Annotated in this window: 17 protein-coding genes; 6 read left to right on the forward strand and 11 right to left on the reverse strand. The window is 38.6% G+C overall.

Translation table 11 applies throughout. The features are described from left to right. Positions 1-139: 139 nt before the first annotated feature. Complete coding sequence (locus tag ABIB30_RS16670; RefSeq protein ID WP_354303920.1) at positions 140-913, reverse strand: DUF1223 domain-containing protein; 774 nt, start codon at positions 911-913, stop codon at positions 140-142. Positions 914-1,184: 271 nt separating this feature from the next. On the opposite strand from ABIB30_RS16670, the gene ABIB30_RS16675 reads away from it, so the two are divergent. Next, positions 1,185-2,255: an alpha/beta fold hydrolase gene (locus ABIB30_RS16675; protein WP_354303922.1), complete on the forward strand. Its 1,071-nt coding sequence runs from the start codon at positions 1,185-1,187 to the stop codon at positions 2,253-2,255. 36 nt (positions 2,256-2,291) lie between these two features. On the opposite strand, the gene ABIB30_RS16680 is transcribed toward ABIB30_RS16675, so the two are convergent. Further along, positions 2,292-3,461: a DUF3095 family protein gene (locus ABIB30_RS16680; protein ID WP_354303924.1), complete on the reverse strand. Its 1,170-nt coding sequence runs from the start codon at positions 3,459-3,461 to the stop codon at positions 2,292-2,294. 114 nt (positions 3,462-3,575) lie between these two features. On the opposite strand from ABIB30_RS16680, the gene ABIB30_RS16685 reads away from it, so the two are divergent. The 4 genes from ABIB30_RS16685 (at position 3,576) to ABIB30_RS16700 (ending at position 5,874) form a co-directional block, all read left to right on the forward strand. After that, positions 3,576-3,980 carry a DUF3592 domain-containing protein gene (locus ABIB30_RS16685; RefSeq protein ID WP_354303926.1) on the forward strand — a complete coding sequence of 135 codons (405 nt, stop codon included), beginning with the start codon at positions 3,576-3,578 and terminating at the stop codon, positions 3,978-3,980. Between the two features lie 184 nt (positions 3,981-4,164). Continuing rightward, positions 4,165-4,494 (forward strand): DUF3592 domain-containing protein, encoded by a 330-nt coding sequence (locus ABIB30_RS16690; RefSeq protein WP_502931092.1) that lies wholly within the window; start codon positions 4,165-4,167, stop codon positions 4,492-4,494. Between the two features lie 41 nt (positions 4,495-4,535). Beyond that, complete coding sequence (locus tag ABIB30_RS16695) at positions 4,536-5,120, forward strand: Crp/Fnr family transcriptional regulator (RefSeq protein WP_354303930.1); 585 nt, start codon at positions 4,536-4,538, stop codon at positions 5,118-5,120. A gap of 70 nt (positions 5,121-5,190) precedes the next feature. Next, positions 5,191-5,874 (forward strand): DUF8737 domain-containing protein, encoded by a 684-nt coding sequence (locus ABIB30_RS16700; protein ID WP_354303932.1) that lies wholly within the window; start codon positions 5,191-5,193, stop codon positions 5,872-5,874. On the opposite strand, the gene ABIB30_RS16705 is transcribed toward ABIB30_RS16700, so the two are convergent. From ABIB30_RS16705 to ABIB30_RS16725, 5 genes are all read right to left on the reverse strand, one after another. After that, positions 5,869-6,366, reverse strand: coding sequence for an SRPBCC family protein (locus ABIB30_RS16705; RefSeq protein WP_354303934.1), 498 nt, complete (start codon positions 6,364-6,366; stop codon positions 5,869-5,871). The two genes, ABIB30_RS16700 and ABIB30_RS16705, sit on opposite strands and share 6 nt — an antisense overlap. 254 nt (positions 6,367-6,620) lie before the next feature. Beyond that, the gene (locus ABIB30_RS16710) at positions 6,621-7,076 is read right to left on the reverse strand and encodes a rhodanese-like domain-containing protein (RefSeq protein ID WP_354303936.1); all 456 of its coding nucleotides are present in this window, start codon (positions 7,074-7,076) and stop codon (positions 6,621-6,623) included. A gap of 19 nt (positions 7,077-7,095) precedes the next feature. Continuing rightward, positions 7,096-8,145: a selenide, water dikinase SelD gene (gene selD / locus ABIB30_RS16715; protein WP_354303938.1), complete on the reverse strand. Its 1,050-nt coding sequence runs from the start codon at positions 8,143-8,145 to the stop codon at positions 7,096-7,098. An 18-nt stretch (positions 8,146-8,163) separates the two neighbouring features. Next, the gene (gene mnmH / locus ABIB30_RS16720) at positions 8,164-9,198 is read right to left on the reverse strand and encodes a tRNA 2-selenouridine(34) synthase MnmH (protein WP_354303940.1); all 1,035 of its coding nucleotides are present in this window, start codon (positions 9,196-9,198) and stop codon (positions 8,164-8,166) included. Between the two features lie 71 nt (positions 9,199-9,269). Beyond that, complete coding sequence (locus tag ABIB30_RS16725) at positions 9,270-9,845, reverse strand: hypothetical protein (RefSeq protein WP_354303942.1); 576 nt, start codon at positions 9,843-9,845, stop codon at positions 9,270-9,272. A gap of 105 nt (positions 9,846-9,950) precedes the next feature. Here ABIB30_RS16725 and ABIB30_RS16730 point away from each other — a divergent pair, with 105 nt between their 5' ends. Continuing rightward, positions 9,951-11,096, forward strand: coding sequence for a DUF4932 domain-containing protein (locus ABIB30_RS16730; protein WP_354303944.1), 1,146 nt, complete (start codon positions 9,951-9,953; stop codon positions 11,094-11,096). A gap of 16 nt (positions 11,097-11,112) precedes the next feature. Here ABIB30_RS16730 and ABIB30_RS16735 read toward each other — a convergent pair whose 3' ends face one another. The 4 genes from ABIB30_RS16735 to ABIB30_RS16750 form a co-directional block, all read right to left on the reverse strand. Beyond that, positions 11,113-11,532, reverse strand: a complete 420-nt coding sequence (locus ABIB30_RS16735) for a DoxX family protein (RefSeq protein ID WP_354303946.1) — start codon at positions 11,530-11,532, stop codon at positions 11,113-11,115. 71 nt (positions 11,533-11,603) lie between these two features. Beyond that, positions 11,604-12,776 carry an ABC transporter permease gene (locus tag ABIB30_RS16740; RefSeq protein WP_354303948.1) on the reverse strand — a complete coding sequence of 391 codons (1,173 nt, stop codon included), beginning with the start codon at positions 12,774-12,776 and terminating at the stop codon, positions 11,604-11,606. 2 nt (positions 12,777-12,778) lie between these two features. After that, entirely contained in the window at positions 12,779-13,978 is a 1,200-nt protein-coding gene (locus ABIB30_RS16745; protein ID WP_354303950.1) for an ABC transporter permease, read from the reverse strand. A gap of 21 nt (positions 13,979-13,999) precedes the next feature. Further along, the gene (locus tag ABIB30_RS16750; RefSeq protein WP_354303952.1) at positions 14,000-14,980 is read right to left on the reverse strand and encodes an HlyD family secretion protein; all 981 of its coding nucleotides are present in this window, start codon (positions 14,978-14,980) and stop codon (positions 14,000-14,002) included. Positions 14,981-14,986 lie beyond the last annotated feature (6 nt).

Consider the following 14,986-nt stretch of genomic DNA (forward strand, 5'->3'; position numbering starts at 1 on the left):
GCAAAAAGGCATATCATACCTAATGCACAAATTAACTTTATAGAAAATCTGATTGGCCGGCATTTAATCATCTAATAGATTAAACTAATTTTTCCCGTTTTTGCTTAGCGTTTCAAAACTAAAAAAGGGATATTATAACTTAAAAAAGTTGCCCAGCTTTAGCAGCGCCCAAAATCCTGCCATTATCTTTATCCTGAATCAATCCTATGATTTCAAAATCCGGTGAGTTGAAATCCCTGGGCAATGTAACAGTGACCATTCCATTTCCGGTAACACTTAAAGTAATGCTTTGTAATTTTCGAACGATCTGTACGTGAGAAAGTTCACGCCCTGTATTCTCACCACGCGTTACTTTACTTTGTGCATTCTTTTGCAGGATAGCAATAGATAATATGCTTTCCTTTAGTGCTCCTGTAGTCTGATATTTCAACTGAAGTTCCTTACCTGCCAGATTTGCCTGGAGAGTCAATGTAATACCCGAATTAGTAGCCAGCTGCTTTAAAATTGCAAGACGAATCTGAGATTCTTCAGACCCTACAAATTCAGACTTTCCATTTATAATTGCTTGCGGTGTATAAATTTGAGGATTATTCAACCACTTTCCATATTGCATCTGTCTTTTGGAATAATCAGCATTACTAAATATATCTTTCCATCCTTGTCTGTCCCAATAGTCAACATGATAAGCTAGTAAGTAAACAGGTTTATCCCTTACTTCTTTTTGTATTTTCGCCAGTAGCTCATCGGCAGGCGGACAGCTTGAACAGCCTTCGGATGTAAATAATTCTAATACGGCGAATCCTTTTCCATCAGTTACCGCAATATCATTTTTAGCGGCTTCTTTATTCTGACCACATGCGGTAAGAGATAGGATGGTGAGCATGAAGCAGAGTGTCATTACTGAAGTTTTCATATTTTCTTTTAATTTGTTCCTCAAAATTATTTCAAAATTGATGTGTCTTTCATAAAAATTCAGTTCAATCCGGCATAATTCAAGGCGAGTCAGACTTTTTCCGGCCTGGAAATCCCCCAATTCAATCGTAATAAATAACGTAGAATTTAGTCAAAAAAATTCAAGTATATAAATGCCTTCTTCAACATCAAATAGGCCTATTTAAGCTACTTAAAGATTGAACAACTAGTTATGCCGAACTATTTTTGAATCAACCTTAAAGAAAGTTAATATGTCAGAACAACTTAAATATGATCGCCGCCGCTTCTTAAGTGCTGCTGCAATCACGATCGCTGCTGGCCCGCTTGTTATGCTCAGTGATGCCGCAACAGCAAAACCTATTCAATCAGCAGCAGCAGCAGCAGCAGATTTCCAGATCACAGCCAGGGGAATAAACAATTCATTTAGCGAAATAAAACAGATCAACGCCGGTGTGCTAAATGTTGGTTATGCAGAATCGGGCCCTAAAGAAGGTCAGCCAGTCATCTTACTACATGGTTGGCCGTATGATATCCACAGTTTTGAAGCTGTTGCTCCCATACTTACAGCAAAAGGTTATCGCGTGATCGTACCTTATTTACGCGGTCATGGTACAACGAATTTTCTGGACAAGAAAACGTTCCGGAACGGTCAGCAGTCTGTAGTTGCCCAAGATATTATTTCCCTGATGGATGCCCTTAAAATTAATCAGGCAATATTGGCTGGTTATGATTGGGGAGCAAGAACAGTCTGTGTCATTGCTGCACTCTGGCCAGAACGCTGTAAGGCGATGGTATCGGTTAATGGCTATCTGATTAATAATTTAGAACGAAATAAATTGCCATTGCCTCCAAAGGCAGAATGGGGCTGGTGGTACCAATATTATTTTGCAACTGACCGTGGCCGTGCTGGTTATGAGGCTAATAGAAACGATTTTGCCAAACTGATCTGGAAAAATGTTTCTCCGAAATGGAATTTCGATGAAGCCACGTTTGAACGCACTGCCGCAGCATTTAACAATCCGGATTATATTGCAATTGTTATTCATAATTATCGCTGGAGATTAAGCCTGGCTGATGGTGACCCGCAGTTCGATGCATTGGAGAAACGGCTTGCTGAAGGACCTGTAATTTCCGTACCTGCGATTACAATTGATGGTGATTCTGATGGAGTTGCCCCGGCTACAGATGGTACAGCTTATGCTAAAAAATTCTCTGGTAAACGTACGCACAAAATAATCAAAGGCGTAGGGCATAATTTACCTCAGGAAGCGCCCCAAGCATTCGCAGATGCTGTTATTGAAGTAGATAGCTATACTAATTAAATTTTGAGGAGACTGGGAAAGTTTAGCTGATCAGCATTATAAATCCTGATCAGCTAAACTTCTTAGTTTGTGTTTAAGCATCCTTGAAGCTTGTGTATAACCGCCATCAGAACCATCTACAAAATGGATATGCCCGACGTCCATATTCCTGACATAACAGGACATAATAGAAGCCTTACTACTATATAATCCATAAATGATCTCTTCGGCAGTTTCCATTTGTGTTAAAAAACCTTCCAGTTTCTGACGTTGTAAAACTGTCCCTGAAATAATAGTATTTATCTTTCCGTCAATAACCAGGGTATCAGACATCTCAATCAGATTTTCTAAATAACGCTTCCCTTTAAGCGTACGAAAATAGATAAAGCCGTAAGCATTCACTATTTGTGCTTTGATAACTTCCAGAAACTGAAATCTTCCGAGTTTTGCTAATAGTTCTGTTTTTAAACTGTTAAAACTTGTTTTCAAGCGAAGTTTAGCGATTGAAATAGGTTGTCTTTGCTTCTGGTCGCCATAAATCTCTTCTATTTTAAGCATCACTTTTCTTAGGGTAGCAGCCTGCTTCGCCCCTGCTCTGGCAATAACGAGTAAAGCCACTACCTCTTCCTGATCTTCTGGTGGCGCAATCCTGTCCCAACGGCACTGCATTCCTGACAGATCCAGTTCCTCTTGTTCCGAAATATATTCTATATCGTCATAATCATTTCCTTTAATCAGTTTCTCTGCATAATCCAGTCCATTTCCCAATACAACAGGAATTGAAAAAACAGATGATCTGCTATGTTTTGCAATTCGAAGTTCGTGTCCATCTTTATAAATACTTTCAACAGTCAGTGTGCCAGTGCGGATTTCCAGGTTAAAATTAATCAGCGTATTTTTCCGGTATAAAGATAAAGCCTTCATCACAGGGTCAATAATCAGCGGTGGAACAATAAACGTAGCACCATCACCGCCGAAAAAGAAGGGTACGTCTACATTCATGTTGTTAGCGATATTCAGCACAGCAACAATACTTCCAGTAGCCAGGAAATTCACGGTTTGATGTTCTCCATGGAGTACTGCCTTGGTTGAATTCTTAAGGTCAGTAATAATGATATGCCAGTCGGCAGGGACTTTGAAAAATAATTTCTCCTTACTTAAAAGATCAGCTAACCCCATATGATGCATGGGTAGTTCAGTGTAAAAAACGTCCGTATTAGCTTTCATGCTGATGGTCTGTAAATGATAAAATCCTTATTTTTCTCCTGCTCAATTTAGGAAAGAAAATCATATGATAATTAATTATATTTACAGGTACCATTTGTTCTAAAATAGATCTATATGATATATGGTGTTGCGTTAATCATCGGAATTATTTTATTAGGTTATGCACTAAATGCATTGAAAAAATCCATAACGTTTGTAAAAAACAGTACGCAAACAATTGGAACAGTAGTAGAACTGGAAAAGTTGAGTGATAGCGACGGGGATACCTACCGGCCAATATTTACTTTCAAAACAAAAGAGAATAAAAAGTACACCTATTCCTATTCTGTGTCAAGTTCTCCGCCAAACTGGGCTGTTGGTGATCAGATTAAATTCGCATATGAGAATGATTATCCAGAAACAGCCAAACTCCTTTCCTATTCCAGTATTTTCAAGTGGCCGGTGAGGTTACTCTCATTTGCGTTACCTTTAATTGTATTAGGTGCAGGCTATTTCCTGTTTTTACTTTGCTACGTTTAGCTAAATTAGTTTAATCATCAACTTATTTTCTAAAGCAGCAGGACATTAGCCTATTTTGGTTATCAATTGATTATATTTATCATATGACCAATTGATAGCCAGAATGTATTACCGCATAACTTTAATCTTTGGCGTTATTTTATGCTTTGCTTCCTTATTTATTCTAAGTGAATCTTTAACCTTCTTGAAAAATAGTGAAAGAGCAACCGGGACAGTAACAGGATTAGAATTATTACACGATTCGGACGGAGATACTTATAGACCGGTATTTGCCATCAAAACAAAGAACAATCAGGTTTTCATTTATAAGCATACCTCATCCAGTTCGCCTGCAAGCTGGAAAGTTGGAGAAAATGCCACATTTGTCTATGACCCCAAACGCCCGGATTCTGCCAGGCTATTCACCTACTTTGGTATTTTCAGCTGGACAATTGTCTTGTTGTGCATTTCCATTTATTTAATGGTGATTGGTGCGGGATATCAGCTTTCCAAGCGTTTTTTGCGTAAGTTTTGAACTCAAAACCCTATCTTGTTTTTTTAATCACCAGCAAATATATGCCTCAGGAAAATCTGATCAGTTTCTTCAAAAACACGAACCTGGTTTCTGCTGCTGCCGCTGTTGAAATTGCAGCACAATTTACCCGAAAAAACATCTCTAAAAATCAACTTCAGCTTACAGCTGGTAAAATATGTGATGAATATTTATTCCTAGAAAAAGGATACATGCGTGCATTTGCGCATGATACGGAAGGCAATGAAGTGACAACAAGTTTTTATAGGCAAGGACAGTTGATATTTGAAGTTTCTTCCTTTTTTAACCGCACCAGATCTCAGGAGAATATCCAGGCATTAACAGATTGTGAAGGCTGGAGTATCAATTATGAGCAGCTGAATAATCTTTTTCATACACTCCCGGAATTCAGGGACTTCGGCAGATCAGTCTTAGTCAAAGGATTTGCAACACTAAAAATCAGAACATTAGCTATGATTACTGAAACCGCAGAAGAAAGATATGAGCACCTGTTTGCCACAAATCCAGAAATATTTCAGCATGCGCCTTTAAAAAACATCGCATCTTATCTTGGCATCACGGATACTTCTTTAAGCAGGATACGAAAAGAGCTGGTCAAGAAAAGATAACCTTATTTCTTGTCATATGGCAAGAATTGCCGGTGTTTACAATGCTTCCTTTGTATAAACAAATAAAGCTATGGTACATTTACCTATTTATATCAAACTCATCTTTATACTCAGCACAATTTTCAGTGTATTGATGCTCTATAAAGCTAGCAATTATTCAAAATCAATAATTCTAATACTACTTTGCTGGCTGGCCTTACAGGCTATTATTAGTTTATCTGGATTTTATACGGTTACCTCCACCAACCCTCCCCGATTCGCATTACTGATTTTTCCACCGGTAATACTGATTGCGGTTAGTTTTTTCACCAGAAAAGTAAGGAATATGCTGAATGGTTTTAGTTTAAAAACATTGACATTGCTTCATCTGGTTAGAATCCCGGTAGAAATAGGTCTATATTGTTTATGTCTGCATCGGGTTGTTCCTGAAATTATGACTTTTGAAGGTCGTAATTTTGATATACTATGCGGGCTAACGGCACCAATAGTTTATTACTTTGGTTATATCAAAAAAGTGCTGAACAGCAAAGTATTAATCGCATGGAATATTCTTTGTTTACTGTCTCTTGCTAATATTGTTACAACAGCCGTTTTATCTTCACCTTTTCCTATTCAGCAATTCGCATTCAACCAGCCTAATTTGGCCCTGCTTTACTTTCCTTTTGTCTGGCTTCCCTGTTGTATAGTGCCGAGCGTACTACTGGCTCACCTGATCACGATAAAACGGCTGATAAATTCTTCTATTCAATTATAAATTTTCAAGGTATTCGTCAAGATTATTCAAGCCCAAGGTAAATCCACCTTCGAAACCCATTTTCAGGAGCATTTCCATATCAGTTGTTTGGTCAAAACTTATTTCGACGTCTACCTGCGTAGTGCTACTGTGTAACTGGCTGAATTGCTTCTTCCAGTAAACTTTAGGAAAGTCCGGATTTTCATTGCCTTGTTCATCGCAAAATACAACTACACTGGTAATACTCTTTTGGGAATCAATGGTGTGGTAATCTACCCTGCACCATGTTTTTGCCCCCTCGGGACTCACCATACAGTAAAGCCACTGTCCACCTTCGCGAAAATCCATCAGCCCGGTTTCTGCCTTGTAGGGTTTGGGGGCCCACCATAAATCAAGTATTTCTGCTGTTGTCCAGGCTTTCCATACCTGTTCCAATGGGGCGTCAAATAACCTGACTACGCTAACTTTTTTGTTTTCCATGTCCTTTGAAAAGACTGCTTCTCTTTTTGTCATGATTGTTTATGGTTTTGGTTTTTCAATAGTTCATCCAATTGGTCAAAGCGGCTTTCCCATTGTGCACGGAATTGTGCTACCCAGGTATCCACTTCTTTCATCTTTTGAGGGTTAAAATGATATAACCATTTTTGATTTGATAACTTCCGTTTAATCCAAAATCGCAGGTGATTTGCTAAGTTTGATTACTCCGGTTTAAGATAGCTAAATGGGGAATCCGTTGATTCGCATGAACTATCCTATAATAGTAATTTTTAGTCTACGGGATATCCCTGATCAATCCAATCTGTTTTGATATTTGTGGGAAGTTCTAATAACCGCACATTCGTAAAATCCTGATCTACAAAGGCTTTAAATGCTGGTCTTATATTGGGGCATCTGTCCATCGGGCAACATCCGCAATAAATTACAATAGCTTTATTTTTAGGTGTGGTCTTCAGAATTTCCTTCAGCTTATTCAGATTCTCTGCTTCGCTTGCAGCACCCAGATTTGTTGCTCCTTTTATATTTTGAACAACTCCGATATTGTAAATTTTAACGTCTTCTTTTTTACTGATCATTCCAGCCAGTGCAGCAGGTGAAATTAACTGGTCTTCTTTCCATGGATTGCTTTGGAAGTGTTGTTTTGAAGTCTGCGCATAACCAACAGCTGTTAAAGCTATGAATAACAATGCACTAAATGATACTTTTAATAAAATGTTCTTAAGCATAGTTTGTCAATATCAGGTTTTAAATTACTTTAATCAAGGGTTCATTTACCGTATTTTCAAGCCAGCCAAAAGAAACGATATGCGCGTCAGTTAATCCCTGATTTTTTAAAAGTGCTTCGAATTCTTCGACTCCTTCAGCCTCTACAGCAACTAATAAACCTCCACTGGTTTGAGGATCTGCCAGAATAAACTTCTGATGATCTGTTAATTCACTAATCTTGTGTCCATAGCTATTCCAGTTTCTTTGTGTCCCCCCCGGATAGCAGTTCAGGTAAAGATAGTAGGGTAAAGATGAAATTACCGGAACTTTATCGAATTCAATGATTGCAGATAAACCACTTCCATCACACATTTCAGCCAAATGGCCCAGCAGACCGAAACCAGTCACATCGGTCATCGCTGTCACACTTGGTAACTGACCAAATAGCTCCCCCATTTTATTGAGTGTAGTCATACTTTTAAGTGCTATTGCTGCATCCTGAGTTAACAAAACACCTTTCTTTTGCGCAGTAGATAAAATGCCTACGCCTAATGCTTTTGTTAAATATAAACGGCAACCGGCAGTAGCGGTAGAGTTTTGTTTGAGCTGAGAAATATTAACCAACCCATTCACTGATAATCCGAAAACTGGTTCAGGGCAGTCAATACTATGTCCTCCGGCCAGGGTAATTCCGGCTTCGGCACAAATAGCTCTTGCACCTTCTAAAACTTTCTGCGCAACTTCTGGTGCAAGCTTTTCAATTGGCCAGCCTAAAATTGCAATCGCCATCACTGGTTTTCCTCCCATGGCATAAACGTCGCTAATTGCATTTGCTGACGCTATCCTGCCAAATTCATAAGGATCATCCACAATGGGCATAAAAAAATCTGTAGTCGAAATTAAGGCAGTTCCATTACCTAAATCAAATACTGCTGCATCATCTCTTTTATCATTCCCGACTAAAAGACGAGGATCAGCTTGAGCAGGAACTGTAGTATGTAAAATTTTGTCCAGTACTGCAGGACTAATTTTACAGCCACATCCTGCACCATGTGAGTATTGGGTAAGTTTTATAGGATTTGATTCCATCTTTCTGATTTATAATTGTTAAGCGGAATGTAATTCCTGTATTGAGGCGAGTATTTTAACTGCATTCACTTTGATATCTTTGCTATCCATAGCTATTGTTTTGATTTTCTCCGGATTCCGTTTTTGAAGTCCGGTTTCATAAGTTTTATCATAATAAACCAGCACTATCCGGATAAAATCTGGCATACGGTTCTCCTGAATAGCCAAAATAGCATTCTTAGTCTGTTCCGGGCCAAGCCTTTTCCAGATACGCTGGGTACATTCTATTAAGAAGTCAGGGTCTAAAGCTCCATATTCTGCGGCCAGCACTTCTATACGGTATTCTGAAGGAATAGCTATATTTAATACAAGAGAGTTTCTCATTTGATACCAAAAAGGATTCGGTATACATCTTTTCCCAATGGTGAGGCTTTCATCCTCTACCCATATCCGGCGTTGTTGATCTAGCTTGTTGAGTTGAAAAGCAAGGTTGTTTTCAAATTGTTCTTGTGTAGGCTGCACCATTTTATTCATAGTCCCATAAGAGGAACCCTGATGCTGTGCCAATTCTTCCAGATCAATAATTTGCTCACCCATAGTCCGGAGCTGATGAAGCAGTTTGGTTTTACCGGAACCTGTCATCCCTCCTACTATAGTTAATTGATATTGTTTTTCAAATTGTGCAGCAGACCACCTGCGGTAATTCTTATATCCGCCTTCAATAAGATAAATTTCAAAACCATATAAATCAAGGGCCCAGGCCATTGCGCCACTTCTCATTCCTCCACGCCAGCAATGAACTGCAATCTTTTTTCCGGGCGAAATAGCTAAAGCTGTTTTGATAAAAGAAGACCATTTATTCCCTGTCAGATCGAAGCCGAGTAAAATTGCCTGCTCTCTTCCCACTTGCTTATAAGCCGTACCTACCTGAACACGTTCTTCGTTACTGAAAATCGGCACATTAAATGCACCTGGTATCCTACCCTGCTCAAATTCTGCAGGAGTCCTGACATCAATTAAAGGAACGGATTCAGGTAAATTGATAAAGTCATGAATTGTAATTGATTTGATCATTTTAAGGATTTAGTACGAGATCCGTAAATATGATCAAATTATAGAAATTATGAGTTAATTTGTGTAACAGGTTAGTTATACTTTAATGAACTATCGTAAGTATCATCAATCACTTTATCTTTCCACTCTTCTTTTCTTTCCGCCAGTAATTCGGCAATTCTTTCGGCACTTAAACCTGCGGCACTGTTATATTTAGAAATATAAACTGATAATTTTTCTTCTATTGCTTTGATACTGTTGGTGAAATCGACAAAATCTTTGATCATACGTTTACGTCCACCGTGCGACGAGAATAATACATCGTTAAATCTAAAATACCGATGAGCTAGATTATTTCTCAATAATAACACTTCTCTAAACTCTTCCATATCAATATCACTAATCTGATAGGCTTCTTGTAATAACGTAGTCATTACCCCCACCATCATTTTACTGTGGTCATATTTAGCCCAGATGGCCTCATAGGCATCTTGTGAATCAGGTTTAGTTTTAACGATATCATCTATAGCTAACATATTGATGGTTTGTTGTTCTAAGACCTGCCCCATGTAGATTGCTCTGCCATAATGTGCATAAAGCAATAAAGCCTGTTCATTTTCTTTTAATTCGTATTCTTCGATCGCTTCCTGATAGGTTGTATGCTTCATTGTACTGTTTTTATAGGTTTTCAATCGTTATAACGCTTATGATGGGGATTATGTTCTATTTTATTTTTTTATAACTTCGGTTATTCAGATTTTAACGCGTAACAAATGAAATTAACTATTACTTTTCTGCTGCTATTGACTTTTTCTTTTACAAAAATGAAAGCTTTTACAAAACAAGCCAATATGTTTAGCTCAAACAAGATTGTTGAATCAACAGTAGACCGGAGAGTAGAGTTATTAAGTATTGTCTTCAGGCTCGCGGGCAATCCTGAATATAACATGAATTTTGCCAGGCAATATGTGAAAGATATAAACGCCTATTTTGGAAAATATAAAGATCAGCCGGTGATTGGTTTTGCAAAGAAACTAAGCGCAGAAAAAGGAATGGGTTTTTCAAGAGTCATGTTCCTTGCTGCAAATCTTGAATTCAAAAATGATCAATTCTCTTTGATTAAGGTTTCAAAAAGCAGTATAGCCGGGAAATGGGAAATGGAAGATGCGCTAAAATTTATTGAGCTGCTGAATAAATTTTATAAAATTTCTGCATTTGATGTATTCTTTAAAAATCATCAGGAGGTTTATAAGGTAGCCACAGCCCGGTTTAATCAAGCAGCAGTGACCTTCGATCCTGATTGGTATTTAGCTTATTATGGTGATCATAGCGTAGTTTACAAAACTGTTGTAGGGCTTGCAAATGGCGGTGCTAATTATGGTCCAAGTGCATTTCCTGCTGGACAGAAAAAAATTGTTTATGCAATTATGGGTTCCTGGACTTATGACGGGGCTGGTCAACCGCTATTCTCCACTACTGATTATTTGCCCACCTTAATTCACGAATTTAACCATTCGTTTGTGAATCATATACTGGAAGAGCAAGGCAATGAGAAATTACTCGAAACCAGTGGTAAGATTTTGCTGGATTCACAGCGTATTGAGATGGAGCGCGAAGCTTATGACGATTGGCAAACTGTAATCAACGAATCTTTAGTAAGAGCCTGTGTAGTGAGATATTTAATTGATCATCAAAGTGATGATCGGGTTGTACAGGCCGAGATTCAGGAACAGATAAATAAGGGTTTCCTTTGGACAAATGAATTAGTCTCACTGTTAGGAGAATACGAATCTTCCAGAGATCAGTATCCTGCATTCAAAAGCTTTTACCCAAGAATTATGACTTTTTTCAATCAAACGGCAGGAAATATCAAAGAAATTAAGGCCGCTTATAGTACTAAAAAACTGGATAAAGATTGACTATTAATTCCTTTTTTCAGCGCTTAATTTTTCGCCTCGCTGCCCAGGCTCCTGTACTCCACAATGCCCAGATTACCAGTACTGGTTGAAATAATAACCTGATACCACGAAGTAAATCTGTATTCAGGCCAAAAGCAGCTGTATGCGTGATCAGCTGAGAAATATTACCAGGAAAAACGAGTACAAAAAACAAGGCTGAGATCCAGCCAATTTTGATACGCTGGCTGGTCCAGAATACTAAGGAAAGCCCCATGCAAATTTCCACAATTCCAGACAGAATAACAACAAGATCTTTATCAAGTGGAACCCAATCCGGCACTTGTGCAAGGAATTCTACTCTTGCCCAGCTCAGGTGGCCAATTCCTGCAATTAGCAGAATCAGACCTAATAGGATACGACCTATATTTTGTATCTTGCTGGTTTGGTGTAATCTCATTTCTTTATTCGCTTAATAATAACTGGAGAACAGCAAGGCTGTCAAAAAGTTTCATTTCCTCAGTCATTAGCTTATGCCTTGCTCGTTTTCATTTCCTTGAGCGCCTTTATTTTCAAAAGAATGTAAGAAAGTAAGGCATAGAAACAAAGCTGAATAGTCAAAGTAGTTGTGTAGTCACTGATATCGTTTAATGTGCCGCTTTGAAACAACAAGATTCTGTATCCATTTACAAATGGCATCATTGGAAAGATATAAGCAAATACACGTGCTGCCCATCCGGTCTGATCAAAAGGCCAGCTGTATCCTGATACAATATATACGGTCATAGAGAGCACCATTAAAAATTGTACGGCTCTCAGCTGCGTTTTAAAAATAATGCTCGCCACCATTCCCATGAAAGTTGCAGCGGCTATAAACAGGAAAAATATCACTGCTGCATCAAGGATATGTTTGGGGAAGGGCTCTCTGAAAAATACATAAAAGCACGCCAGAATACCAGCTAAACCTATGGATATGATCCAGTAAGGAATGACTTTTATAGCCATCATCATCGATACAGTTTTACTTTTCTGACACAATTCCTTAAAGGTATTGGCTTCATATTCTGAAGTAAAACTCAAAGCCATCACTACAATAGTTACGGTTTGCAAGATAATAGCAAGGTAAGATGGCCAGGAATAAATCATGTAATTAGAGGCCGGATTGTATAAACGGAAGGTATTGGAATGAAAGGCTTCATATTGGCTTGAAGCAACTGCTGCCGGTAATCCCTGCTTTTGCATTGCCCCTATTTTTACACCAGCATTCAATGTTCCGCCGGCGGTAAGTAATGCACGGGATACATAACTGGAAGTCATCAGATTCGCGTTATTTACATAAGCATTAATTTCAGGATGTGTGTTCTGCAAAAGGTCAGCTTCAAATCGATCAGGTATCACAACGGCCGCTAAAGCTTTATCATTCATTAGGACTGTTCTCATGTCTATGCTCTCGTGTTTCACTTTCACAACTTTCAGCACATCCATATCATCGAGCATATCAATAAATTTTGTACTCATTGCAGAGTTATCTTTGTCGACAACCAGCACAGGCAAATCGGTAAACTTACCTTTTTGATAAACTGCACCAAATATGATCCCATACAGAATCGGCCCGCCTATAAACAGCATCACCATAATCGGATTGTTTCTGAACAACTTGAATTCCCTTCCGGTTAACGATAAAAATGTTTTAAATCTGTTCATGGTTATTCCTCTTCCGCGTTAACTTCTTTTGAAACCCGCAGGCTTTTTCTGATTTTTAACTTCAGCAGTATAAAACTTAATAAAAAAAACACCGCTATTAAAATAAGCTGATGCTGGATAAAAGGCATGACATCATGGATGTTTGCCCCCTCAAGCAATAAAGCTCTTAAGCTTCTTAAATAGGGCGTTAATGGGATAATTTTACCAAAAACTTCTAAAACAACAGGGGTTTGATCTGCTGGCCAGGTAAAGCCTGATACGGTGAATGCAGGTGATGCAATACATAATAGCAGTTCGGTAGCTTTGAGTTGAGATGGAAAAATAAGACTGTATAAACCGCCCAGTAAACAAGTGCTGATGACCATCAGAATTTGTGATAGAACCAGGACTTCAGGATGAACAGGATGTGGTAATTTAAAGTGCAAACTGAATAAATAAAAGACCAGCAGAGTAATCATTGACAGTATCAAATAAGGAAACATCTTGATAATGATCAGTTGAAATGGTGAGGTTGTAAACCCTAAAAGACCTGCTTTATTGAAGGTATTGTTTTCTATTTCCTGGGAAAAGCTAACAGCCATTGCTAATAAAAGCAGTTGGTGGAGAATGGAGAAAATAAGTGCAGGCCATAGAAACACAAGGTAACTTTGACCAGGGTTATAAAGTTGAAATAAGTTGAGTTGAAAAGGCTGAATTCTTTGCGCTGCAACGCTTGCAGGCAAACCTGATTTTTTCATGGCCTCTATACCGATCCCTGCGTTCAGGGCTCCATTACATTGTGCGATTGCAGTTCCGACTGCCCCCGCAGCAACGGTATTGCTCATATTCAGATAAGTATTGACTTCAGGATTGCGTTTATTCAGCACGTCAGTTTCAAACCTTTCAGGTATCACGACAATAGCGATCGCACGCGTGTCGAGCATAGTTTGATCCAGATCTATAGTTTCATGTTTTACTTCCAGTACATGCAGGGTTGGATGATCGGAAAACATATCAATGAGCTTGGTACTCATAGCCGTATTATCTTTGTCTACAACCACTATTTTCAAGTGTTTCACTGCACCATCCATATAGACATTGCCCAATAAAAAAGCAAGAATAACTGGCATGATCAAAAATGCAACCACAAAGATTTTGTTGCTCCAGAAAAGGCCAAACTCTCGTTTAACCAAATAGAAGAAGGTATTGATCCGCTGGTGCATTGAATTATAAATTAGAAAGATTTATTTGGAAATGACAACAGGCCTTGGTAATAAAACGGCAGCATTAAAAAGCAATACTTCAGCTTTTTTAAGATCGGCCGGAAGCACTTTAATTTCGTAAACGGCTTCGTCCATTTTGTAATCAGGGTAGGCTGTAGTAATATCCGCATATTTAGGCATTTGCTTAATCGTCACTATTTTACCAGTAAAAGTTTGCTGATTGTAAGGAACTTTCACAGCCACTTCCCCCCCTTGTTTAAGTTCAGAAATCTGGCTTTCGGGAATAGTGAAACGAAACCAGGTGCTACTTGGAATATAACCACTGAATATTGCATAACCAGGTGTAGCCAGTTCTCCCTCGTGTAAAGTAATCGTTTCTACAGCCATGTCATTGGTAGCAATGATGTACCTTTCAGAGTAAGCTACTTCTGCTTCTTGTAATACGCCTTCTGCTTGTTGCTGTTGCCCCATTGCAGCCTCTTTCGTTTCTGCACGCGGACCTTTTTTCGCTTCATTCAGCTCTGCTGTTGTTGCTTCAAGCTGAGCTTTTGCGCCTTGATATTTAGCATATGCTTCATCATACGCCTGAGGAGCCATCATACTGTCAGCATACATTGCACTCGCACGTTTAAAAGATTTTTGTGCAAAGGAGAATTGTTCTGAAGTGGCTTTATATTTGGCCTGTATTTGTTTGAGCTGGTTTGAGGTAGCACCGTTGTCGGCCATAGTATGCTGTGCAGAGGCAGCTTTTACCACACCGTGTGCCTGAGCTACTTTGGCTGTAACTTCTGGCAAATTCAACATAGCCAGTGTATCTCCGCGGTGGACCAGATCTCCTTCTTTTACATATATTTTCAAAATACGTCCAGCTACTTTAGTGGTAAAAGCAATGGTCTCTCTTTTTATCTTTCCTTCAAATGCGTTCTCTAATTTTTTCTGGCTACAGGAAGTAATACCAAAGAAAATCATAATTAACGGCAATAATATTTTTGTATGCTTCATCTTGAT

The organism is Pedobacter sp. UYP1, from assembly GCF_040547305.1.
In the GTDB taxonomy this organism is placed as follows: Bacteria; Bacteroidota; Bacteroidia; order Sphingobacteriales; family Sphingobacteriaceae; genus Pedobacter.

Coding starts and splice junctions, on each gene's coding strand:
- selD (WP_354303938.1), bottom strand. CDS start 8,145: ATGGAATCAAATCCTATAAAACTTACCCAATACTCACATGGTGCAGGA.
- ABIB30_RS16710 (WP_354303936.1), bottom strand. CDS start 7,076: ATGCTTAAGAACATTTTATTAAAAGTATCATTTAGTGCATTGTTATTC.
- ABIB30_RS16670 (WP_354303920.1), bottom strand. CDS start 913: ATGAAAACTTCAGTAATGACACTCTGCTTCATGCTCACCATCCTATCT.
- ABIB30_RS16705 (WP_354303934.1), bottom strand. CDS start 6,366: ATGACAAAAAGAGAAGCAGTCTTTTCAAAGGACATGGAAAACAAAAAA.
- ABIB30_RS16750 (WP_354303952.1), bottom strand. CDS start 14,980: ATGAAGCATACAAAAATATTATTGCCGTTAATTATGATTTTCTTTGGT.
- ABIB30_RS16675 (WP_354303922.1), top strand. CDS start 1,185: ATGTCAGAACAACTTAAATATGATCGCCGCCGCTTCTTAAGTGCTGCT.
- ABIB30_RS16700 (WP_354303932.1), top strand. CDS start 5,191: ATGGTACATTTACCTATTTATATCAAACTCATCTTTATACTCAGCACA.
- ABIB30_RS16740 (WP_354303948.1), bottom strand. CDS start 12,776: ATGAACAGATTTAAAACATTTTTATCGTTAACCGGAAGGGAATTCAAG.
- ABIB30_RS16745 (WP_354303950.1), bottom strand. CDS start 13,978: ATGCACCAGCGGATCAATACCTTCTTCTATTTGGTTAAACGAGAGTTT.
- ABIB30_RS16735 (WP_354303946.1), bottom strand. CDS start 11,532: ATGAGATTACACCAAACCAGCAAGATACAAAATATAGGTCGTATCCTA.
- ABIB30_RS16680 (WP_354303924.1), bottom strand. CDS start 3,461: ATGAAAGCTAATACGGACGTTTTTTACACTGAACTACCCATGCATCAT.
- mnmH (WP_354303940.1), bottom strand. CDS start 9,198: ATGATCAAATCAATTACAATTCATGACTTTATCAATTTACCTGAATCC.
- ABIB30_RS16695 (WP_354303930.1), top strand. CDS start 4,536: ATGCCTCAGGAAAATCTGATCAGTTTCTTCAAAAACACGAACCTGGTT.
- ABIB30_RS16725 (WP_354303942.1), bottom strand. CDS start 9,845: ATGAAGCATACAACCTATCAGGAAGCGATCGAAGAATACGAATTAAAA.
- ABIB30_RS16730 (WP_354303944.1), top strand. CDS start 9,951: ATGAAATTAACTATTACTTTTCTGCTGCTATTGACTTTTTCTTTTACA.
- ABIB30_RS16685 (WP_354303926.1), top strand. CDS start 3,576: ATGATATATGGTGTTGCGTTAATCATCGGAATTATTTTATTAGGTTAT.